The following is a 21,331-nucleotide window of genomic DNA, read 5'->3' as shown; positions in this document are numbered from 1 at the left end:
CCCGCGACGGTGGGCGGGCAAGGGCCTGTCGAGATGGTCGGTGCGCATGGTTGGGACCAGTGCATGGGCGCGTCCAATCCCGAATCCCGAATGCCCAATCCCGGCCTTTCAGTGCCCAGCCACCTTGGGTGGGCGCAGCAGGCTCAGCACGATGGTGGCAATCAGGATCGTCACCACCACGCCCAGCGAGACCAGCACCGGGATCTTGTACAGATCGATGATCATCATCTTGATGCCGATGAACACCAGGATCACCGCCAGCCCGTACGGCAACAGGTGGAAGCGGTCGGCCATGCCGGCCAGCAGGAAGAACATCGCGCGCAGGCCCAGCACCGCGAATACATTCGAGGTCAGCACGATGAACGGGTCGGTGGTGATCGCAAAGATCGCCGGGATGCTATCCACCGCGAAGATCACATCGATCACCGCGATCAGGATCAACACCACGAACAGCGGGGTGAACCAGCGCTTGCCGTCCTTGATCACGCTGAGCAGGTTGCCGTGGTACTGCGGGCTCAGGCGCAGGTGGCTGCGCATCCAGCGCAGCACCGGGTTGCTCTCCAGATCTGGCTCCTTGCCGGCGGAGAACCACATCTTGATCCCGGTCAGCAGCAGGAACGCGCCGAATACGTAGAGCAGCCAATGGAACTTGGCCAGCAGCATCGAGCCGGCGAAGATCATGATCGCGCGCAGGACAATCGCACCCAGCACACCGATGATCAGCACGCGCTGGCGCTGTTCTTCGGGGACGCCGAAGTAGGTCATCACCATCAGGAACACGAAGATGTTGTCGACCGCCAGGGATTTTTCCACCAGGTAGCCGGTGAGGAACTGCAGCCCGATCTGGTCGGCCTGCGCATCGCCCAGGCTGCCCTGCAGGTACCACCACAGCCCGGCATTGAAGGCCAGGGCCAGCAGCACCCAGCCGATGCTCCACCAGGTGGCTTCCTTGAAGGTGACCTTGTGCGCGCCGCCGTGGCGCATCAGCACCAGATCGATCAGCAGCGCGGCGATCACCACGACCCCGAAACCGCCCCATAACCAGACATTGCCAATGGTTTGCATAAAGAATCCCGAAAAAGTGAAACGACCTGGACAGCCGGTTGGGCTGAGGCCTTGTGACACGGAAATCGTGGATTCCGGGTGACGGACCTTCGCCTGCGCGGCGAAGGTCTCGCTCGCAACCGGCCTGGCCGGTTGCCGTTGCACCGGAGCACTGCACAAGGCGGGCTCGTAATGACGGCGACAACGTTGGGAGCTACTCCCCTTCTGCGCCCGATTCTGCGGGCCGGAGGCAGGCACGTCAATCCAGCCGGATACAATGGGCGGATGAATACTCCAGCCCCTACCGTCCGTCTCAAGAATGCCTGGCGCTCCAGCCACCCGTGGATCTTCCAGAAGCTGGTGGAAAAGCCCGCCGCCAAGCCCAAACCCGGCACCATCGTCGATGTGGTCGGCGTGGATGGCGAGTGGATCGGCCGCGGCTTCTACAACGGCCATTCGCGCATCGCGGTGCGTATCCTGGAAACCGACCAGTCGGTGCCGGTGGATGCGGGCTGGTTCTCGCGCAAGATCGCCGCGGCGGTGAACCTGCGCCGTGACTGGCTCAAACTCGACGCCGTGTCCGATGCCTGGCGCGTGGTGCATAGCGAAGGCGACGGTCTGTCGGGCCTGGTGGTGGACCGCTACGGCGACCTGGTGGTGGTGGAGTTCTTCGCCGCCGGCATGTTCCGTCACCGCGAATGGATCTACGAGGCGCTGCGCGAGCAGTTCCCGGGCTGCCGCTTCCACAGCTTTGCCGACGAACACGTGCAAAAGCAGGAAAGCTTCGACTTCCACAGCAACACCACCACGGAAGCGGCGGTGATCACCGAGCACGGCATCAAGTTCCGCGCCGACCCGGCCGGCGCGCACAAGACCGGCTTCTTTGCCGACCAGCGCGACAACCGCCAGTGGCTGAGCGAGCAGGTGGAAGGCAAGAGCGTGCTGGACCTGTGCTGCAACACCGGCGGCTTTGCGGTGTATGCCGCCGCGCGCGGTGCCAGCGAGGTGCTGGGCGTGGACATCGATGAAGACGTGATCGCCATTGCCAAGGGCAACGCCAAGCTCAACAACGTGCGCCCGAAGTTCGTGCAGGCCGACATCTTTCCGTGGCTGCGCGATGCGTCCAACCGCGGCGACCAGTTCGATGTGGTGATCCTGGACCCGGCCAAGATGACCCGCGACCGCGAGCAGGTGATCCCGGCGCTGAAGAAGTATCTGGACATGAATAAATTGGCGCTGGGCGTGGTCAAGCCCGGCGGCCTGTTCGCCACGTTCTCCTGCACCGGGCTGGTGGCGGAGCAGGAGTTTCTGGACATGCTGCGGCGCGCGTCGTATTTCTCCGGGCGCACCATCCAGATCCTGAAAGTGGCTGGCGCCGGTCCGGACCACCCGTTCATGGCGCACGTGCAGGAATCGCGCTACTTGAAGGCGGTGTTCTGCCGCGTGGTGTAAGCGCGCTTCGCGGCGGAGGACGCGGTTTGCCGCCTTGCAGGAAGCGTCTTCAGTCGCGCGATGCGATCGCCGGCAAGTAAGGATTCAAGGTAGACATCCAACCAGGAGTCGGCAGCCGATGACGTCCAGCGACGAAGACGAACGCAAGGCCTTGCGCCGCTTGCTACGCGAGATCGAACGCCCCAATGCCAGCCTGCTGGCCAGCAACTGGCCGGTGTTCGGCGTGTGGCTGCTGTTTTCCGGGGCTTTCATGTATCTGTTCCAGAGCGGCGACGGCTCGCCGCTGCACCCGCTGGTGCTGGCGCTGGGCTCGACCTGTCTGGGCGTGTTCGGTGCGTGGATCGTATTCCGCTCGGTGTGGGCGCGGCAGTGGCCGCACGTGCGCGAGCACATTGATGTGGACAGCGTGCGCGCGCGCCTGGCCGAACTGGAGGATTGAGCTGCAGCACGCGTGGGCTTGCACGCGTGCTGCAGGTTGCAAGCTCATTCCCCCGCTACGGACTCACCAACCCGCCGGGCGTGCGGTGATCTCCGGCACCGCCTGGCGCAGGTCGGCGCCGAATTCAGGGTTGCGCATGGTCTGCGCATCGGCATAGCCATAGAACACGCCTTGCGTGGGCGTGGTGCCTTCGCGCAGTTCGATGTCGCCACGTACCTGGGTGGTGCCGGCAATGTTCACCGTGCCGAAGGCGCCCGGCCCCATGAAGCTGGTGTTGGCTTGTGCGTTGCCACCGATGGTGGCGCCCGGATGCCACACGGTGATGCCACCGAGCACCGCATTGCCCTGCACGGTGCCGCCCATGACGGTGGCGCGGCCGTCGATGCGGGCGTTGCCCAGCACGCTGCCGGCCAGCACCCGTGCACGCGGGCCCACATAGGCGGTAGAGGCGACATTGGCGGTATTGGCGACCCAGCCGCCACCGTTGGCGTGGCGACGCCCCACCGGGGTGGGCGTAGGCACATTGGGCTGGCTGCCGGCCGGCGCGGCGTTGGTCAATGTCACGCTCCACGGATAGCGGTAGATCGCGTAGTAGGACTGGTCCCACTTGATCTGCTGCATGCTGCCGGGTGCGCCCATCACCATCAGGTACACCGCGCGGTCGCCGCTCTTCAAGGCCACCGTAACGCTGGCCCTGGCGCCGCGTTGCAGGGTGCTGTAACGCGCCTTGCCCGCACTGTCGATGGCCACCACGCCCCAGCGCCAGTCCGAATCCGGGTTGGGGATGCTGGCAGGATCGTTGAGCAGGCCGGGCAGGCCGGTGACCGCCGGCGCGCTTTGCACCTGGCCTTCGAAGGCGACGCTGATGCTGGTGGCGCCGCTGGCCGGGACCAGCTGCACCAGGTTGTAGCCCCAACGCTGCGGTGCCCACTCGAACGGCACGCGATAGCGATTGGCTTGCCCGGACACCGGGTCGAGCACGGTCATGCGCAAGGCGCGGTCGCGGTTGTCCCAGTCCTGCGTGCGCTGCGGGTCGAAGGACAGGTTGCTGCCATAGCGCGCGCGATACACCGCGCCCTGGTCGCTGCCGTCTGGATTGGTGTAGTCCCAGTTGACGTTGCGCATGGCCCAGTCGCCCAGCACATCGTTCAACTGCGCCTGCGTCCAGCCCATGTTGGTCTTGATCACCGAGAACGGATCGGTGGTGCGCCGCGCCGGGTTGTCGATGCGCGGCGCCTTGCTCCACATGTCGTTGATGATCGAATAGCCGTAGCGGTTCTTCAGGTACTCCATGAACTGCCAGTTGCAGTAACGGTCGCGCGTGGAGCCCAGATACAGATGCGGGTAGTTCACCAGCATGCTCGAGCAATGCACGTCGCTACTGTGGAATTCCGGCAGCTGGTGCGTCATCCAGTTGGCATGCGATTCCCAGATCCAGCCGGTGTACTCCGATTCCTGCAGGCCGCCGGCCTGGTACTGCAAGGCGTGGGTGAGCTCGTGCGCCAGGCCCCAGTGGTCGCGCAGCGCGGCCGGTGCCATCCACATGCCCATGCCGCCGCTGCCGGTGGCCCCGCCGCTCAGTCCGAAACCCGGATCCAGATGCAGGTTGGCCTTGTACTTGGTACCGGCGTTGCAGAACGGCTCGGGAAACTGCAGGCGGTTGATGAAGGTGTCCCAGACCATTTCCAGATGCTCGCCGGCCGCGCGCAGGTCGGCGTCGGACACGCCGCTGCCGTTCCAGCGGAACGCAAAATGCGCGGTTTCGTAGCGCACCGGCGGCATGCCGACCTCATTGACGCGCGCCACCCAGGAACCGGCGGTGCAGGCCGCGCTGGCGCTGGCCGCCGCGCCCAGGCCGGCGGCGATCAGGCCAAGGGTGAGCAGGCGCCGGGGGAGCGCACGCGATGCAATGGACATGGTTGGATCTCGCAGAAAGAAGGGGATTGCGGCGCACACCCGCACGACACGCGCGCAAGGCGTGGCGGTGGGCGGGGTTGATGGGGTGGGGTGCCGCCAGCGACGGCCGCGCAAGTGTGCGTAGCGTCGAACGTGGCGCAATTACTTTGCTGATGTATTTTTCATAACTGCAACGTGCTCGGCGCTTGCGGTGTGGCGATGGTTGGACTTGCGCGCATCACCACGGCGCGGGCAACGCGCAGCGCGCGCAGCTGGCGCGTGGGTTCGCTGCAGCTATGATCCCGAGACCCCCACCTGCCTGCGAGCGCGCATGAACCTGCAACTGCTGTGTACGGCCGTGTTGTTGAGCCTGGCCGGCTCGGCGCACGCGCTGGAGTTCTCCAGCGCCGAACTGGCGCGCGCCACTGCCCTGCAACAACGCCTGGTCACCTTGGATTCGCATCTGGACACGCCGGCCAATCTGGAGCGCGCCGACTTCGATGTGCTGCAGGCGCACGCCGGCAACCGGCTGTCGCAGGTGGATTACCCGCGCATGGTGGAAGGCGCGCTGGATGGCGGGTTCTGGGCGCTCTACACCGGGCAGGGCGATCGCAGCGCGGCCGCGCACCTGGACGACCGCGACGCCGGCCTGCAGCGCTTGCTGAAGATCCACACCCTGGTGGCCGCGCAACCGCAGCGCTTTGCACTGGCCACCGTGCCGGCCGATGCCGCGCGCATCAAGGCCGCCGGCAAGCGCGTGGTGTACATCAGCATGGAAAACGCCAGCCCGCTGGTGGCCGACCCCACGTTGTTGCGCTTCTACTACGCGCAGGGGCTGCGCTTGATGAGCACCGTGCACTTTCTCAACAACGAGTTCGCCGACTCGGCCACCGACCCCAAGGGCGCCGAGTGGAAGGGCCTGAGCCCGGCCGGCAAACAGCTGGTGCAACAGGCGCAGGCGCTGGGCATCGTGATCGATCAATCGCATGCCTCCGATGCGGTGTTCGACCAGTTGATTGCGCTGTCGCCGGTGCCGATCGTGCTCTCGCATAGCGGCGCGCGTGCGGTCTACAACCACCCGCGCAACATCGACGATGCACGCCTGAAGGTGCTGGCCGCGCATGGCGGCGTGATCCAGGTCAATTCCTACGGTGGCTATCTGGTGGACAGCGGTGCCAGCCCCGAGCGCAAGGCTGCCGAAAAGGCGCTCACCGAGCAGTACGGCGGCTGGGAGCACATCAAGATCGCCGACGGCACCAGGCTCAGCGCCGCGCTGAAGGAGCTGGATGCGCGCTACCCGGTCAAGCGGGCGACCGAAGAGGATTTCTTCGCCCATCTGGAGCATGTGCTGGCGGTAGTCGGGCCCGAGCACGTGGGCATCGGCATGGACTGGGATGGTGGCGGTGGCGTGGTGGGGCTGGACGATGTCTCCGACCTGCCGCGCATCACCGTCTGGCTGCTGCGCAAGGGCTACACCGAACAGCAGATCGCCGGCATCTGGGGCGGCAATCTGCTGCGGGTGATGCAGCAGGCGCAGGACTATGCGGCTACGCGCGCCAGGGCCGGATAGGGATGGCCTGCGCGTGAACGCCGCCATGTTCAAGCCCAACCCGCGCACGGCCGGCTGGGTGCGTCCGCCGCGGGCAGGTGCACGTCGGTGAGGGTGGTCATCGCCCCCGATGCGTACAAGGAAAGCCTGCCCGCGCCGGAGGTGGCCGCGCAGATCGAAGCCGGCTTTCGCCAGGTTTTCCCGCACTGGGACTACCGCCAGGTGCCGATGGCTGATGGTGGCGAAGGCACGGTGGATGCGCTCATCGCGGCCACCGGCGGGCGCAGGATCGAGTGCACCGTCAGCGGCCCGCGCGGCGCGCCGGTGCAGGCCTTTTTCGGGATGACCGGTGACGGCCGCACCGCGGTGATCGAAATGGCCGCTGCCAGCGGGCTGGCCCTGCTGCCGCCGGCGCAGCGGGCACCGCTGCTGACCAGCACCGCCGGGGTGGGCGAGCTGATCCTGGCCGCGCTGGATGCCGGCGCGCGCCACCTGATCCTTGGCATCGGCGGCAGTGCCACCAACGACGGCGGCGCCGGCATGGCGCAGGCGCTCGGGGTGCGGCTGCTGGATGCGCACGGCCTGCCGATCGGCCCGGGCGGTGGCGCGCTGGCAGCGCTGGCCCATGTCGAGGTCGACGGCCTGGACCCGCGGCTGCCGCACTGCCGGATCGAGGTCGCCTGCGATGTGGACACCCCATTGGTCGGCCCGACCGGTGCCTCGGCGGTGTTCGGCCCGCAGAAGGGCGCCACCCCGGCGATGGTGGCGCGGCTGGATGCCAACCTGCAGCACTACGCCGATGTGCTGCAGCGCGCGCTGGGCGTGCGCCTGCACACCCTGCCTGGCGCTGGCGCGGCCGGCGGGCTGGGCGCAGGCCTGGTGGCCTTCCTCGGCGCACAGTTGTGCCCGGGCGTGGAGCTGGTTGCCCAGGCGCTCGGCCTGGAGGCCGCCATCGCGCAGGCCGATCTGGTGATCACCGGCGAAGGCCGTCTGGATGGCCAGAGCGCACGCGGCAAGACCCCGGTCGGGGTGGCGCAGCTCGCGCAGCGGCATGGCATCCCGGTGATCGCCATTGCCGGATCGATCGGCCACGCAGCTGCGCAACTGCATGGCCATGGCATCGATGCGATGTTTGCGGTGGTGCCCGGCGCCTGCACCCTGGAGCAGGCCCTGGCCGATGCCGCCGGCAACGTCCGCCGCGCCGCGCGCAACGTGGCGGCGGCGGTGCAGCTTGGTGGCACGCTGGTGCAACGGCCTGCTTGAGGACCGCGCCCAGCGCGACGGGTCCGCACCGGTCGAGGGGCAATCGAAAGGATCCGCTGGCTGCGTCGATGGCGCAGACCCATCGATCGTCAGCGACACCAAGGGCGCCTGCCCCAGGGAAGCGGCGCGCAGCGCATTCTGTGATTTGCCCACGCAACCCGGCAGCAGGTGCCCGTCCCTGGTCCGCTAGACTGCGGGAATGGCCCGGGGACAAGCGAGCTTTCCGTTGAATCACAGCGACACCATGGTGTCATCCACACTCAACGAGGCGCAGCGTCTGGCGCGCCTGGCGTTGTTGCAGGTGGTCGACACCGCCGCCGAACCGTTCTTCGACGCGCTGGCCGCCGCCGCGCAGGCGATCGGCGGCACCCCCATCGCGCTGGTCTCGCTGGTGGACGAACGCCGCCAGTGGTGGAAGGCCAACATCGGCCTGCCGGGCGTGTCCGAAACCCCGCGCGAACTGGCGTTCTGTGCCCACACCATCCAGGGCGATGCGGTGATGGAGGTGCGCGATGCACCGGCCGACCCGCGTTTCCACGACAACATCCTGGTCACCGAAGCGCCCGGCATCCGCTACTACGCCGGCGCCCCGATCGTGCTGCCCGACGGGCTGCGCATGGGCACGGTATGCGTGATCGACCAGCGCCCGCGCGCGCTGGAACCGGCGCAATTGCAGGCCTTGCGGCAGCTGGCCAAGGTCGCTGCCGAAGGCCTGGAGCAGCGCCGGGTGATGCTCGAGCGCGAGGCGGCCAATGCGCAGCTGCAGCAGCGCCTGCGCGAGAGCGAAGCGTTCCTGGAGCGCACCGGCCGGGTGGCAGGCGTCGGCGGGTGGGAGGTGGATGTGGCCAGCGGCACGCTGATCTGGTCGGACCAGACCTGCCGCCTGCACGATGTTCCGCCCGGTTACCGGCCCACCCTGAGCGAGGCGATCGGGTTCTACCCGCTGGAGGCGCGCTCGGTCATCACCGAGGCGGTGGAGACCTGCGTGCGGGATGGCACTGCGTGGGACCTGGAGCTGCCCCTGGTCAGTGCCGCCGGCCGCAAGTTGTGGGTGCACAGCACCGGCTCGGTGGAACACGTGGACGGGCGGATGCGCCTGATCGGCGCAGTCCAGGACGTGACCGACCGGCATCTTGCGGTGGATGCGCTGGCCGCCAGCGAACGCAAGTTCCGCAAGCTGTTCCAGTACAGCCTGGGGCTGATCTGCACCCACGAGATGGATGGCCGGCTGGTCAGCGTGAACCCGGCGGCGGCGCGCTCGCTCGGGCGCAGCGTGGAGGCGATGGAAGGCCGCTCGCTGCTGGAGTTCGTGCGCCCGGAGCGGCACGGCGCGGTGCGTGGGTACCTGTCGCGGATGGTGCTCGACGGCCAGGACGCGGGCGTGATCGAGCTGGTGGCCGGCGATGGCAGCCTGCGCCACTGGCAGTACAGCAACGTGCTCGATGTCGAATCCGACGCCACCCTGGTGCTGGCCCACGCCCAGGACATCACCAACCAGTACCAGCAGGAAAAGCTGCTGCTGGAATGGTCGTTCACCGACCCGCTGACCAACTGCTACAACCGCCGCTTCCTGGACGAGCTGGACAAGCGCGACCCCAGCGTGCGCTGGGGCTGCATCGTGGTGGACCTGGACAAGTTCAAGCTGGTCAACGACACCCATGGCCACCAGCGCGGCGACGAGGTGCTGGTGCAGATGGCGTGGTTCCTCAACCAGCCGCTACGCACCCAGGACCGCCTGGTCCGCCTCGGCGGCGACGAATTCCTGGTGCTGCTGCATCAGCCCAGCCAGCAGCAGCTGGACGCGCTGGTGCGCGACTACCTGGCGGCCGCCGCCGACGCGCCGATCCAGTTCACCCTGGGCACCGCGCTGCGGCATGACGGCGAAGCGCTGGCCGCGGTGGTCGACCGCGCCGACCGCTCGCTGTATTCGCTGCGACGCGCCCGCCGAGGCACCGGCACCAGCGACCAGCGCTGAGCGTCCGGGCGCGGCGGCCAGTGCCGCGCATGTGTTTCCGCACCGAACCCATGTGACCGGCCCCGAAAGAACGTGCTGATGAATACGCGATCGCCTATCATGTAACCGTTTACAACTACATGGATTGGAATGGATACCTTCGATCGCACCCAGCTCAGCCCCAAGTGGCAGTTCCGCTTTGCCTTCTTCGACCGTCACGGCGGCCCCAAGGATCCCGCCTACAAGCAGGCGCTCAAGACGTTGCCGTTCGGCGAGAAGCTGAAGGTGGGCATGAACTTCTACGCGCTGTTCTTCGGCTTCATCTATTTCTTCATCCTGGGCCTGTGGCGCAAGGCGCTGGGCCTGATCGGCATCGGCCTGGTGGTGGGCATCATTGCCTCGTTCCTGCCCGGATCGCTGGGTAACGCGCTGAGCGTTCCGCTGGCCCTGCTGGCCGGTATGAGCGCCAACTATGCCTACTACCTGGACAAGGTGAAGGGCAGCACCAGCTTCAACCCGTTCGAAGGCATGCGCTGGTAAGCCACGCACCGGGCGCGGACCCTCCCACCGACGCCTTGCCGCCAGGCCCGGTCCACGACCGGGCTTTTTTGTGGGCGGACATTGGCAGGCGTGCATCGGCCAGATCTCGGGCCAGGCGGCCGGCTCTAAACAGGCTCACCCGTCAGGGCAGCTAACGGTGTCTCCTGCTGCCCAGCTCCAACTCACTGATTCGACGAAACTTATCTTCATCGACCAGCGCCATAGCCCGTCTGCTTTGCTGCGACGCGGTATGCAGGAGATGGCATGCAATACTAATCTTGGCCAACCGATGGACATCGTCGACTGCTATTTAGATCGATCCAGGCCGCATGCCGTCGTCGGCGGAAGCTGCGCCCGGAGCCGGATTGCACGCGTTGCGCGTGCCGGCTTTCAGCTGTCAGACGCTGCGTGCAGCGCCTGATTGGCGTTCGAAGGCGAATACCACGCGTTGCGGCGCTGTCGTTGGCACTGGCTGCGCGCGCCGCGCCGCAATTGGACGTGTGCATGCGCGCCTGCCAAGCGGGAGCCTCCCTCGCAGCCATCTGCGGGTGCGCGCAGTTTCGGTTTGCAGCAGCCAATCGATCCACCGTGGTCAATGCCACATGGGCAAGGCCGCTGCTCGGAATCGGCGTGTTTCACTCGTACACTCGTCCTGGTCTGCGCCGTCCACGCAACTGATGAAGATTGCGCCCCTTTACTGGCCATTGCTGGTCTTGGTTCGAGTTCGGTCGTCATGCCGATTGCCGCCTGTGCAGCGGTCAGCACGTGTCATTCCACCTGCGGCCTCGGCCGCCCTCTCCCCCGAGGTGTCTTGCATGTTCTCTGCCGTTGCATCTGATCGCTCTTCGTCGCGTCTGCCGTCAACGCCGCTGTGGCGCCGTGCTGCCGCCGGCCTGTGCCTGCTCGGCATGGTGGCCGCACCGCCGCTGGCCGCGCAGGACCCGGCGCAGGTCAATACCTTCATCGGCAGCAAGGATGACGGCAATACCTATCCGGGTGCCTCCGCGCCGTTCGGCCTGATCCAGGTCAGCCCGATCGGCGCCCACTACGCCGGCTGGCGCTACGACGACCCCAGCATCCGCGGCTTCGGGCATTCGTTCCTTTCCGGTGCCGGCTGCTGGGAGCAGGGCGGGCAGGTGTCGATCCTGCCGGTGACCGGACGCATCGGCCCGGGTGGCGATTTCGATACCACCGATGCCAAGGCCTTCGACCAGAAGCGCTACGCCGCGCGTTACACGCATGACGGCGAAGTGGGCCAGGCCGGGTACTACAAGGTGCGGCTCACCGACTACGGCGGCATCGACGCCGAAGCCAGCGCGTTGACCCGCGCTGCAGCCGAGCGCTACACCTTCGCGCCGGGGGCCGACACCGGCCACCTGCTGATCAACGTGGCCCAGGCCAACGACCGCCATGTGGTGATCGGCAGCCAGGTGCAGCTGGCGGGCGACCGTGCGGTGGAAGGCAAACTGGTCACGCAGAGCTTTTGTGGCGGCCATGAGTACACCACCTGGTTCCGGCTGGAGTTCGATCGCCCGTTTACCGCGCACGGGGTGTGGGGCGAAGACGGCGGCGTGCCCGGTGCGCGTCACGGCATGGGCGGCGAGCTCAAGCCCAACGGCGCCTGGCTCAGCTTCCCGCTGGGCAAGGGCAAAGACGCGCGCGCGGTGACGGTGGTCAGCGCCATCTCGCATGTGGACGCGCAAGGTGCGCGCACCAACCTGCGCGCCGACGGCATGCAGGGCGGCAAGTTGCTGAGCCTGGAACAGATGCGCCAGCGCGCGCAGCAGACCTGGCGCCGCGAACTGGCCAGCCTGCAACTGGAAGGCGCCAGCAACGACGATCGCAGCGTGGCTTACACCGCGCTGTATCACGCCCTGCTGCAGCCGCTCACCGGCAGCGATGCCGATGGCCGCTACCGCGGCTACGACGATGCGATCCACCACGCTGATGGCTGGACCTATTACGAATACTTTTCGCTGTGGGACACCTATCGTTCGCAAAACCAGTTGCTGGCGCTGCTGCAACCGGCACGTGCACGCGACATCGGCCGTTCGCTGCTGGCGATCCATCAGCAGGGTGGCTGGCTACCGCGCTGGGGTTACGCCAATTTCGATACCAACATCATGACCGGCGATCCGGTCACGCCGTTCCTGGTCGATCTGTGGCGCTTCGGCGCGTTGCAGGGCAATGAAGCCGAAGCGTATGCAGCGTTACGGCAAAATGCCTTCGGCCAACCACCGATCAACTCGCGCCACGCCGGGCGCTCGGGCAATGCCAATTATCTGGCCAAGGGCTTCGTGCAGTACGACCGCGCGTTTCCGTCCAAGGGTATGGACGTGGACCCGCACCACGGCGGCTCGGCCACGCTGGAATATGCGCTGGCCGATTGCGCGCTCGCACAGATGGCGCAAGCGCTGGGTCACAGCGACGACAGCGCGCAACTGCGTGCGCGCGGTGGCAACTGGCACAACGTCTGGGACGCGGACGTGCGCGATGCCGAGACCGGGTTTGCCGGATTTCCGCGCCCGCGGCTGGAAGACGGCAATTGGTACGCGCCGTCCAACGATCAGTACAGCCCACGCTCGCAACACGGCTTCCACGAAGGCACCGCCTGGCAGTATCAGTGGCTGGTGCTGCAGGACATTCCCGGCATGCTGCAGGCCATGCACGGCAGCGAACAGGCCGGCAAGCGGCTGGACGCCTTCTTCGCCTACGACGACCTGCTCAAGGACCCGCGCAATGGCGCCCGCACGCATTGGGTGGTCGGGCCCTACAGCTACTACAACCAGTACCGTTACAACCCCAACAACGAACCGGACCTGCACGCACCGTGGATGTACACGCTGATCGGCCAACCGTGGAAGACCGCCACCGTGGTGCGTGCCGCGCAGCAGTTGTTCACCAACGCACCGAACGGTGTGACCGGCAACGACGATCTGGGCACCATGTCGGCCTGGTACCTGTTCAGTGCATTGGGCCTGTATCCGGCGGTACCGGGCAGCGGACAATTCCTGCTGCATGCGCCGCGTTTCAAGCGGGCGACGCTCACCCTGGGCAACGGCAAGCGCCTGCGCATCGATGCGCCTGGCGCCGACGGCCGCACGCTGCAATACGTGGATGGCGTGCGCTTGAATGGCAAGCCGCAGCCGCAGGTGTTCCTGGACTGGGCGCAGTTGCAGCAGGGCGGCACGCTGTCGTTCGCACTGACCAACCGCGCCCCGACCCAAGGGTGGGGTACGCAGGCGGATGCGTTGCCGACTTCGTTCTGTGCCACGCCAGCAGCAGCGCAGTAACAACCGGCTGCAGCCACTCAGTCACCGCAAGCCTCGACGCCGCAAGCACTGACCAGCGCGCCGCTCGAAAGCCCCTCTCCCATCGGGGCGAAAAGGCACAGCTTGCGCGCCACTGGCGCGCGTGCCTTGGAGCGCCCGCGCCGCAAGCGCGGGCTGGGGCGCGGAGCGGGGGTTGGGGTGAGGGTACGGGGGCGAAGCCCCTGACGAATTGGATGACGAGAGGCTTCGCCCGCACCCTCATCCGGCGCTACGCGCCACCTTCTCCCCCATAAAGGAGGACAATGTCCTAGTGGGAGAAGGGCAACATCGCAGCAGCGCTAAAGCCCCTCTCCCCTCGGGAGAGGGGTTGGGGTGAGGGCACGGGGCGAAGCCCCTGACGAATTGGATGACACGAGGCTTCGCCCGCACCCTCATCCGGCGCTACGCGCCACCTTCTCCCCCATAAAGGAGGACACTGTCCCAGTGGGAGAAGGGAGTGCTGGCATTGCCACAGTGTTTTGAAAGCCTCTCTGCCGCGGGCGAGGAGGACGTCGCGACTCACCCCGCCTGATGCAACCGGCTATTGCGCCGCCCATACGCCAGGTACACCACCACACCCAGCGCATTCCAGACCAGAAACCACAGCTGCGTCTTGCTCGGCAGACTCCAGAACAGGTACAGGCAGCCCAGGATCGCCACCGGGCCCACCACCCAGGCCAGCGGCGTGCGGAAGGCGCGCGCCCGGCCGGGCTCGCGCACACGCAGCACCAGCAGACATGCAGCCACCGCGGTGAACGCCGCCAGCGTGCCGGCATTGGCCAATGCGGCGATCTCATCCAGCCGTGCCACGCCCGCCAACGCCGCCACCAGCACCGCGGTGAACAGCGTGATCGCCACCGGTGTGCCGGTGCGTGCGTTGACCTTGGACAAGCCGCGCGGCAACAGCCCATCGCGCGACATCACGAAGAAGATGCGGCTCTGCCCGTACAAAAACGCCAGCAGCACGGTCGGCAACGCAATGATCGCCACCGCACCGATCACCAACGCGGCCTTGCCATGTCCCAGCTCGCGCAAGATCAGCGCCAGCGGCTCGGGGCTCTTGCCGAACACGGTGAAGCTCATCGCACCCACTGCCGCCAGCGCCACCAGCACGTAGATCAGCGTGCAGCCGATCATCGAGCCGACGATGCCGATCGACAGATCGCGCCCCGGGTTCTTGGTCTCTTCGGCCGCGGTGGAAATCGCATCGAAACCGTAGAACGCAAAGAAGATGATCGCCGCCGCTGCCATCACCCCGCGCTCCACGCCGTCCGGGCCCATCGCCTTGGAGAAGCCATACGGCATGAACGGCTGCAGGTTGGCGCTGTTGAAGGCTGGCAACGCGATCGCCACGAACACGCCCAGCGCAATGATCTTCAGCACCACCAGCACCGCATTGAGCGTGGCACTCTCCTTGGTGCCGGCCATCAGCATGCCGGCCACCAGGAAGGTGATCACCACCGCCGGCAGGTTCACGATACCGCCGGCATGCGGCCCGGCAATCAGCGTCTGCGGCAGCTCCACCCCCAGCCACTGCAGGAAGCCGACGAAGTAGCCTGACCAGCCCACCGCCACCGTGCTGACCACCAGCGAATATTCCAGCACCAGGCTCCAGCCCACCACCCAGGCGATGCTCTCGCCCAGCGCGGTGTAGCTGTAGGTGTAGGCACTGCCGGCCGCCGGCATCATCGTGGCCATTTCCGCATACGCCAGCGCCGCGCAGGCGCACACGATGCCGGCAGCCACGAACGACAGCAGCACGGCCGGGCCGGCTTTGTCGGCGCCTACGCCGATCAGCGTGTAGATACCGGTACCGACGATCGCGCCGATGCCCAGCGCGATCAGGTGCGGCCAACTCAGGCTGCGGACCAGTTGCCGCCCGGCTTCGTGCACGGTGACCTGATCGATGGATTTGCGCCTGAGCCAAGACGACATGCGGACCTCGCGGGAATCTAAAGAATGCGCGAGTGTCGCCCAACGCAGCGCAGCAAAGCTATCGGTCCAAGGTCATGTGGCGGCGCAGGTCGGGCAGGGCAGACGCGCCTGCCTGCATCAGCGTGGCGCGTGCTTCGCTTTGCCAGACCTTCGCCAATCTAACCGACGTCTGCAGCCCAGCGCTTCTACGAATCCCACATCCCAACGCACCAATCCCGCTCAATCGCTCACTCAATCGACGGACGATGCGGCGGGCGTGCATTGCGATAGATCAGTTGCACCGCCCAGGCGCCGGCCAGCCCGACCACACCGGCGGCAAACTGGCTCCAGTCCAGCAACTGCGGCGCCGCGCCATTGGCCTCATGTCCCCACAGGTTGAACCACAGCAGCACCGCCGCAGTGATCCCCATGCCGATCCAGAACCACAGCCGTGTGCCGCCGATCGCGTACACCAGGAACGGCAACGCCGCTCCAATCAAAAAATGCACCGGAAAAAAATACGCCGTGCCATACGGCCGCATCAGCGACCAGACGATCACTGCAAAGGTGCCCAGAAACGCAAACAAGCCCAGGGCAAGCAGGCGGGTCTGATTGGTGGCAGTGGTCATCGGCGAGCCTCGCAGGAGCAGAGCCTCAGCCTACCCATGCGCAGGTCACGTTGAGGTCAATGCGTGCCGCAAGCGCCGCGGCGACATCACGGCGTGTTGCCGCGGCCGCTTTGCGCGGGCCTGCCCGCCCCGCTCAAGGCGCGCTGCAGCCATGGCGTTGAAACCCGACGCGCGTGCACAGCTGCGCGTAATACGCCGCCACGGCGGGCAGCACCGGGCGCGCGATAGGGCTGGCCATCCAGCGTTGGGTCGACAGCCCCAGCACGATGTCGGCCAGGGTGAATTGCGCGCCCAGCACATACGGGCCGGCCTGCTGCAGCTGCGCATCCAGCAGCGCCATCAGCCGGTTCCACGCCTGCACGCTGTCTGCGATGCACTGCATGTCGGTATGCGCCGCACTGCCACGCACCGTGGCCATGAACGCGTACCGCCACGCCGGGTTGAGCTCGGTGGCCTGCCAGTCCATCCATTGCTCGACCCGTGCCCGCGCTGCCGGCGCACTCGGCAGCAGATCCTCGCGCCGGCTGCGTGCAGCCAGATAGCGGCAGATGGTGTTCGATTCCCACAGCACCACCGTGCCGTCGCGTAGCACCGGCACCAGACCGTTTGGATTGAGCGCCAGGAACTCGGGCGCCTGGACCGATGCGGCGCCGCTGCCGTAGGCATGCAGGCGGTAGTCCAGCTGCATGTCCTCGCACAGCCACAGCACCTTACGCACATTGATCGAGGTGAGCGTTCCGTAGATGTCCAGCATGTGCATCCCGACGAGTGAAGTGGTGCAGGCGGCGTAACGCGCCACCAGGAGAAATAGCGCGTTATGCGCATCGCTGCCAGGCATCATCGCAGCAGCCCGGCGGTCGTGTCTGCGCGTAAGGCAGTACAGGCAGCGGATGCTGCAGGACGCAACTGCGTTGCGCCTGGCGAATGCGACGTGGGTTCGTCAGTAGTCGCGCCTTGCTATACGTCGAGCTTGCCTGCGTAAGCGTCGCGCACATGCTGGCTGATGTAGGTGCTCAGCCCGCGCCCCGCCTTGGCCAGGCGTTGCATGGTCGCCACCACGTCGGCGCCTGCACTGTCGGCGGTGTACACATAGGTCTCGCCGCTGCGGAAACGCACCGCAATTGCATCCCCGGCCAGCGCATAGGCCACCACGCCGGAGGAGTGGCCATCACGGTTGCCATAGCGCTGCAGGGGAACCGGGCTGGGTGAGGTCATGCCAGCAGGCTAGAACCGCCGCGGTGATGGGCGCTTCAACGAGCCCGGCAATGCCGGCGCGGTCGTCTGCGGTGACCTCCACACCGGCATGCACATGCCATCGCGTAGCAGCATGCGGGCCGCATGGGCCGGACATGCAGGGCACCGGAATGCTGGCGTGGCGTGCGACACCGCGCCATCCGCGTCTTGCCTGTCGGGCTGCGGGCCCGCCGAACCCCGAGCGCGACGCCGCATCAGCCGCGGCCGTCGGCACCTTGCACCACGAGCACAGCACGTCAGCCCTGGACTGGCGGATACAACGCCGTCAGCGCCTGGCAGCGCTGCGCAAACAGCGCGTGCAGCTGGCGCACCGCCGGCGAAAACTGCTTGCGATGCGGGCACACCAGATGCAGCGGCAAGCGGTCGCCATCGTCGGGGAACAGCACCTCCAGCCGCCCGGCCTGCACGTCGGCGCAGACATCCAGCCATGACTTGTAGGCGATGCCTTCGCCGGCCACGGCCCAGCGCCGCACGATGTCGGCGTCGTCACACAGCATCGCCCCACGTACCGGCACCACCTGGCGGCGGCCGTCGCGTTCGAACTGCCAGCGGTCGTAGGCGCGCCCGGCCAGCAGATACAGCAGGCAGGCGTGGTCGCGCAGCGCCTCCAGCGTGGCCGGCCGCCCGTGCCGCTGCAGATACGCTGGCGCGGCCACCAGCACCCGGCGGTTGTGCGGTGCCAACGGCAGCGCGACGTGGTCCGCACCGTCGATGCGGCCGAGCCGGAATGCCACATCCACCGGCGCGCGATACAGGTCGGCCACCTGGTCGGACAGATGCAGTCGCAAGGTCAGCTTCGGATGCGCAGCGCGGAATTCGGTCAGCCAGGGCAGCAGCACATTGCGGCCCAGGTCCGACGGCGCGGTGACCTGCAGCAGGCCCTGCAATTCGCTGTCGCGCCCGCGCACATGCTCGCGCCCGTCGCGTAGCAGCTCCAGTACCTGGCGCGCATACGGCAGGTACTGCTCCCCCTCGGCGGTCAGCCGCAGGCTGCGGGTGGACCGGGCGAACAGGCGCAGATCCAGTGCCCGCTCCAGCCGGGCCACCGCCGCGCTGACCTGCCCCGGCAGCAGGTCGGCCTCACGCGCGGCATTGGAAAAACTGCCCAGCGCCGCGGTACGTACGAACAGCGCCAGGTCGTCGAAGCGGATCATCTTCACTCCAATCGTGAAAGTGCTTGTGCAGTTTGCCGGTTTTTCTCCTAATCCCGGCAGCCGACCATGCATGTCCCCTCCCTGCATGACGCCCGCCATGAAAGCCATTGCCTACCCGCAGCACGGCCTGCCCATCGACGATGCGCGCGCGCTGGTCGAACTCGAACTGCCGCTGCCCGAACCCGGCCCGCGCGATCTGCGCGTGCGCATCCATGCCATTTCGGTCAATCCGGTGGACACCAAGGTGCGCGCCAACGCGCCGGTGGAATCGCCGCGCGTGCTCGGCTGGGACGCCAGCGGCGTGGTTGACGCCGTTGGCAGCGAGGTCAGCCTGTTTCGCCCCGGCGACGCGGTGTACTACGCCGGCGCGCTGACCCGCCCGGGCACCAACGCCGAATTCCATCTGGTGGACGAGCGCCTGGTCGGGCGCAAGCCGGCCACGCTCGACGATGCCGCGGCTGCGGCACTGCCGCTGACCGCCATCACCGCCTGGGAATTGTTGTTCGACCGGCTGCGCATCGCCGAAGGCGGCGGCCAGGGCCAGGCGTTGCTGGTGGTCGGCGCGGCCGGCGGCGTCGGCTCGGTCCTGGTGCAGCTGGCGCGCACGCTGACCAAGCTGACCGTGATCGGCACCGCCTCGCGCCCGCAGACCCAGGATTGGGTCTACGCACTCGGCGCGCATCACGTCATCGACCACACCCAGCCGCTGGGCGAAGGCCTGCAGCGGATCGGCATCGCGCAGGTGCAGCACGTGGCCAGTCTCACCCACACCGACCAGCACTTCGCGCAGCTGGTGGAGGTGCTCGCACCGCAGGGCCAGCTGGCGCTGATCGACGACCCGGCCACGCTGGATGCGCTGCCGCTCAAGCGCAAGAGCCTGTCGCTGCACTGGGAGCTGATGTTCACCCGCTCGCTGTTCGAAACCGACGACATGATCGCCCAGCACCACCTGCTCAATCGCGTCGCCGATCTGATCGACAGCGGCCTGCTGCGCACCACCCTGGGCGAGCACTACGGCCGCATCACCGTCGACAACCTGCGCCGCGCCCACGCCGCGCTGCAATCGCACCGCACCCGCGGCAAGCTGGTGCTGGAAGGCTTCTGACCTCAGGCCTGCGCAGCGAGACAGCGGCTGCTCAGGCCGCTGCCTCGCAGATTCCCGGGCGCTGCGCGCGCTCGGGCGGGCGACGGTCCGCGACGCAGCTGTTGCGACAGGCACCGTTACACTGCGCGCATGTCATCCGAATCCCTGATCCTTCTCGGGCTGCTTGTCGTAGTCCTGGTGTTGCAGCTGCTCGCGCTGCTGCGACGTCCCTCCACCACCGCGCTGGAGCACGCGCTGCGCGCCGAGCAACGCGACGGCCGCGGCGAACTGCGTGAGCAACTCGAAGGCCTGGCGCGGCAGCAGGACGGCCGCCTGGAAACCTTTGCGCGCAATCTCACCGAACTGTCCACGCGCACCGATCAGCGTCTGGACCTGCTGCGCGACGCACTCGGCGAAGACGCGCGCAAGGCGCGCGAAGAAAGCGCCCTGGCCCAGCAACGCACCGGCGAACTGCTGACCCTGCGGCTCACCGAACTGCGTACCCAGCTGGAAGGCTTCGGCCAGCAGCAGGAAACCCGCATCCACATGTTCGGCCAGCAACTGACCGAGCTGATCGCGCGCACCGACACCCACATGGCCGCCTTGCGCGAAGCGCTGGCCGAAGATTCGCGCAAGGGCCGGCAGGAGGCCGGCGAATCGCAACAGCGCTTCACCGAAGCGCTGGGCCAGCGCCTGACCGAGCTCACCCAGCGCAACGAACTGCGCATCGGCGAAATGCGCACCACGCTGGAACAGCAGCTGGCCAACCTGCAAAACGACAACGCCAGCAAGCTCGAACTGATGCGCGCCACCGTCGACGAAAAATTGCAGACCACCCTCAACACGCGCCTGGATGCCTCGTTCAAGCTCGTGTCCGAACGGCTGGAACAGGTGCAGCGCGGCCTGGGCGAAATGCAGCAGCTGGCTACCGGCGTGGGCGATCTCAAGCGCGTGCTCACCAACGTCAAGGACCGCGGCGGCTGGGGCGAAGTGCAGCTGGACAACATCCTCGAGCAGACGCTGACGATGGAGCAGTACGCGCGCGGCGTGCGGGTCAAACCCGACAGTGCCGAAGCGGTGGATTTTGCGATCCGCCTGCCCGGGCGCGGCGACGACACCGTGGTATGGCTGCCGGTCGACGCCAAGTTCCCGCGCGAGGACTACGAGCGTCTGATCGACGCGCAGGAAAAAGGCGATCTGGAGGCGATCAAGAGTTCGACCGCGCAACTGGAACGCGCCATCCGCGTGCAGGCCAAATCCATCAGCGACAAGTATGTGTGCCCGCCGCACACGACGGATTTTGCGGTGATGTTCCTGCCCACCGAGGGTCTGTATGCCGAAGTGATCCGGCGTGCCGGTCTGGTCGATCTGCTGCAGCGCGAGCATCGCGTGGTGCTGGCCGGCCCGACCACGTTCACCGCCTTGCTCAACAGCCTGCAGATGGGCTTCCGCACGCTGGCGATCGAGAAGCGCTCCAGCGAGGTCTGGCAGGTGCTGGGCGCGGTGAAAAGCGAGTTCGGCAAGTTCGCCGGCATTCTGGAAAAGGCCGAGCGGCAGATCACCACTGTCGGCAAAAGCCTGGGCGAAGCCAGTCGCAAGACCCGCACCATCGAGCGCCGCCTGCGCGGCGTGGAAACGCTGTCCAGCGAGCACTCGCAGGCACTGCTGGACGATGGCAGCGACGAAGGCGCCGGGCTCTCACACGACGACAGCAGCGACGAGCAGGAGTAGCCAGCAAGCAGGAGGCCTGGCCGGCCGCACAGCGCCCGATGACCGACCCACCCGTAGGAGCGCCCTTGGGCGCGACGAGCCGTTACCGGTAACGCCTCATCGCGCCCGAGTGCGCTC

The 21,331-nt window shown here is 67.1% G+C and carries 16 protein-coding genes; 9 read left to right on the top strand and 7 right to left on the bottom strand.

Annotated features, from left to right (window positions below; translation table 11 throughout):
• Positions 1–108: 108 nt before the first annotated feature.
• Complete coding sequence (locus OZ10_RS11025; protein WP_039411839.1) at positions 109–1,065, bottom strand: TerC family protein; 957 nt, start codon at positions 1,063–1,065, stop codon at positions 109–111.
• Positions 1,066–1,329: 264 nt separating this feature from the next.
• On the opposite strand from OZ10_RS11025, the gene OZ10_RS11020 reads away from it, so the two are divergent.
• Together OZ10_RS11020 and OZ10_RS11015 are read left to right on the top strand one after the other, a co-directional pair.
• Positions 1,330–2,496 (top strand): class I SAM-dependent rRNA methyltransferase, encoded by a 1,167-nt coding sequence (locus OZ10_RS11020; RefSeq protein WP_039411836.1) that lies wholly within the window; start codon positions 1,330–1,332, stop codon positions 2,494–2,496.
• Positions 2,497–2,614: 118 nt separating this feature from the next.
• Entirely contained in the window at positions 2,615–2,935 is a 321-nt protein-coding gene (locus OZ10_RS11015; protein ID WP_039411833.1) for a hypothetical protein, read from the top strand.
• Between the two features lie 63 nt (positions 2,936–2,998).
• Here the strand turns inward: OZ10_RS11015 and OZ10_RS11010 are convergent, their stop codons facing one another.
• Complete coding sequence (locus OZ10_RS11010; protein WP_039564837.1) at positions 2,999–4,852, bottom strand: Svx/AvrXca family virulence/avirulence protein; 1,854 nt, start codon at positions 4,850–4,852, stop codon at positions 2,999–3,001.
• A 310-nt stretch (positions 4,853–5,162) separates the two neighbouring features.
• Between OZ10_RS11010 and OZ10_RS11005 the strand changes: the two genes are divergently transcribed.
• The 5 genes from OZ10_RS11005 to OZ10_RS10985 all read left to right on the top strand — a co-directional run bounded on the left by OZ10_RS11005 (position 5,163) and on the right by OZ10_RS10985 (position 13,430).
• Positions 5,163–6,401 (top strand): dipeptidase, encoded by a 1,239-nt coding sequence (locus tag OZ10_RS11005; protein ID WP_039564836.1) that lies wholly within the window; start codon positions 5,163–5,165, stop codon positions 6,399–6,401.
• Positions 6,402–6,488: 87 nt separating this feature from the next.
• Positions 6,489–7,643, top strand: coding sequence for a glycerate kinase (locus tag OZ10_RS11000; RefSeq protein ID WP_039564834.1), 1,155 nt, complete (start codon positions 6,489–6,491; stop codon positions 7,641–7,643).
• 244 nt (positions 7,644–7,887) lie between these two features.
• The gene (locus OZ10_RS10995; protein ID WP_081419460.1) at positions 7,888–9,618 is read left to right on the top strand and encodes a sensor domain-containing diguanylate cyclase; all 1,731 of its coding nucleotides are present in this window, start codon (positions 7,888–7,890) and stop codon (positions 9,616–9,618) included.
• A gap of 129 nt (positions 9,619–9,747) precedes the next feature.
• Positions 9,748–10,137 (top strand): DUF2628 domain-containing protein, encoded by a 390-nt coding sequence (locus OZ10_RS10990; RefSeq protein ID WP_039413933.1) that lies wholly within the window; start codon positions 9,748–9,750, stop codon positions 10,135–10,137.
• 815 nt (positions 10,138–10,952) lie between these two features.
• Positions 10,953–13,430, top strand: a complete 2,478-nt coding sequence (locus tag OZ10_RS10985) for a GH92 family glycosyl hydrolase (protein WP_039564831.1) — start codon at positions 10,953–10,955, stop codon at positions 13,428–13,430.
• Between the two features lie 537 nt (positions 13,431–13,967).
• Here the strand turns inward: OZ10_RS10985 and OZ10_RS10980 are convergent.
• From OZ10_RS10980 to OZ10_RS10960, 5 genes are all read right to left on the bottom strand, one after another.
• Positions 13,968–15,383: an amino acid permease gene (locus OZ10_RS10980; RefSeq protein WP_039410573.1), complete on the bottom strand. Its 1,416-nt coding sequence runs from the start codon at positions 15,381–15,383 to the stop codon at positions 13,968–13,970.
• A 227-nt stretch (positions 15,384–15,610) separates the two neighbouring features.
• Positions 15,611–15,991 carry a hypothetical protein gene (locus tag OZ10_RS10975; protein WP_039410576.1) on the bottom strand — a complete coding sequence of 127 codons (381 nt, stop codon included), beginning with the start codon at positions 15,989–15,991 and terminating at the stop codon, positions 15,611–15,613.
• 133 nt (positions 15,992–16,124) lie between these two features.
• The gene (locus OZ10_RS10970; protein ID WP_039410633.1) at positions 16,125–16,745 is read right to left on the bottom strand and encodes a glutathione S-transferase family protein; all 621 of its coding nucleotides are present in this window, start codon (positions 16,743–16,745) and stop codon (positions 16,125–16,127) included.
• A 203-nt stretch (positions 16,746–16,948) separates the two neighbouring features.
• A complete protein-coding gene (locus tag OZ10_RS10965) occupies positions 16,949–17,182 on the bottom strand; it encodes a hypothetical protein (RefSeq protein ID WP_081419459.1) in 234 nt (77 codons plus the stop codon).
• 299 nt (positions 17,183–17,481) lie between these two features.
• Complete coding sequence (locus tag OZ10_RS10960) at positions 17,482–18,399, bottom strand: LysR family transcriptional regulator (protein WP_039564842.1); 918 nt, start codon at positions 18,397–18,399, stop codon at positions 17,482–17,484.
• Between the two features lie 97 nt (positions 18,400–18,496).
• Here OZ10_RS10960 and OZ10_RS10955 point away from each other — a divergent pair, with 97 nt between their 5' ends.
• Both OZ10_RS10955 and OZ10_RS10950 read left to right on the top strand, forming a co-directional pair.
• Positions 18,497–19,504, top strand: coding sequence for a zinc-binding alcohol dehydrogenase family protein (locus tag OZ10_RS10955; protein ID WP_039564828.1), 1,008 nt, complete (start codon positions 18,497–18,499; stop codon positions 19,502–19,504).
• Between the two features lie 177 nt (positions 19,505–19,681).
• A complete protein-coding gene (locus OZ10_RS10950; protein ID WP_202903004.1) occupies positions 19,682–21,214 on the top strand; it encodes a DNA recombination protein RmuC in 1,533 nt (510 codons plus the stop codon).
• Positions 21,215–21,331: the final 117 nt, after the last annotated feature.

It is taken from the genome of Xanthomonas cannabis pv. cannabis (genome assembly GCF_000802365.1).
Lineage (GTDB): Bacteria > Pseudomonadota > Gammaproteobacteria > Xanthomonadales > Xanthomonadaceae > Xanthomonas > Xanthomonas cannabis.
The sequence above is the reverse complement of the archived record's forward strand: the minus strand, read 5'-3'. Positions and strand labels throughout refer to the sequence as shown.

What these genes read in the sequence shown, in the direction of transcription:
- OZ10_RS11025 (WP_039411839.1), bottom strand. Translation starts at nt 1,065, where the DNA reads ATGCAAACCATTGGCAATGTCTGGTTATGGGGCGGTTTCGGGGTCGTG.
- OZ10_RS11020 (WP_039411836.1), top strand. Translation starts at nt 1,330, where the DNA reads ATGAATACTCCAGCCCCTACCGTCCGTCTCAAGAATGCCTGGCGCTCC.
- OZ10_RS11015 (WP_039411833.1), top strand. Translation starts at nt 2,615, where the DNA reads ATGACGTCCAGCGACGAAGACGAACGCAAGGCCTTGCGCCGCTTGCTA.
- OZ10_RS11010 (WP_039564837.1), bottom strand. Translation starts at nt 4,852, where the DNA reads ATGTCCATTGCATCGCGTGCGCTCCCCCGGCGCCTGCTCACCCTTGGC.
- OZ10_RS11005 (WP_039564836.1), top strand. Translation starts at nt 5,163, where the DNA reads ATGAACCTGCAACTGCTGTGTACGGCCGTGTTGTTGAGCCTGGCCGGC.
- OZ10_RS10995 (WP_081419460.1), top strand. Translation starts at nt 7,888, where the DNA reads ATGGTGTCATCCACACTCAACGAGGCGCAGCGTCTGGCGCGCCTGGCG.
- OZ10_RS10990 (WP_039413933.1), top strand. Translation starts at nt 9,748, where the DNA reads ATGGATACCTTCGATCGCACCCAGCTCAGCCCCAAGTGGCAGTTCCGC.
- OZ10_RS10985 (WP_039564831.1), top strand. Translation starts at nt 10,953, where the DNA reads ATGTTCTCTGCCGTTGCATCTGATCGCTCTTCGTCGCGTCTGCCGTCA.
- OZ10_RS10980 (WP_039410573.1), bottom strand. Translation starts at nt 15,383, where the DNA reads ATGTCGTCTTGGCTCAGGCGCAAATCCATCGATCAGGTCACCGTGCAC.
- OZ10_RS10975 (WP_039410576.1), bottom strand. Translation starts at nt 15,991, where the DNA reads ATGACCACTGCCACCAATCAGACCCGCCTGCTTGCCCTGGGCTTGTTT.
- OZ10_RS10970 (WP_039410633.1), bottom strand. Translation starts at nt 16,745, where the DNA reads ATGCTGGACATCTACGGAACGCTCACCTCGATCAATGTGCGTAAGGTG.
- OZ10_RS10960 (WP_039564842.1), bottom strand. Translation starts at nt 18,399, where the DNA reads ATGATCCGCTTCGACGACCTGGCGCTGTTCGTACGTACCGCGGCGCTG.
- OZ10_RS10955 (WP_039564828.1), top strand. Translation starts at nt 18,497, where the DNA reads ATGAAAGCCATTGCCTACCCGCAGCACGGCCTGCCCATCGACGATGCG.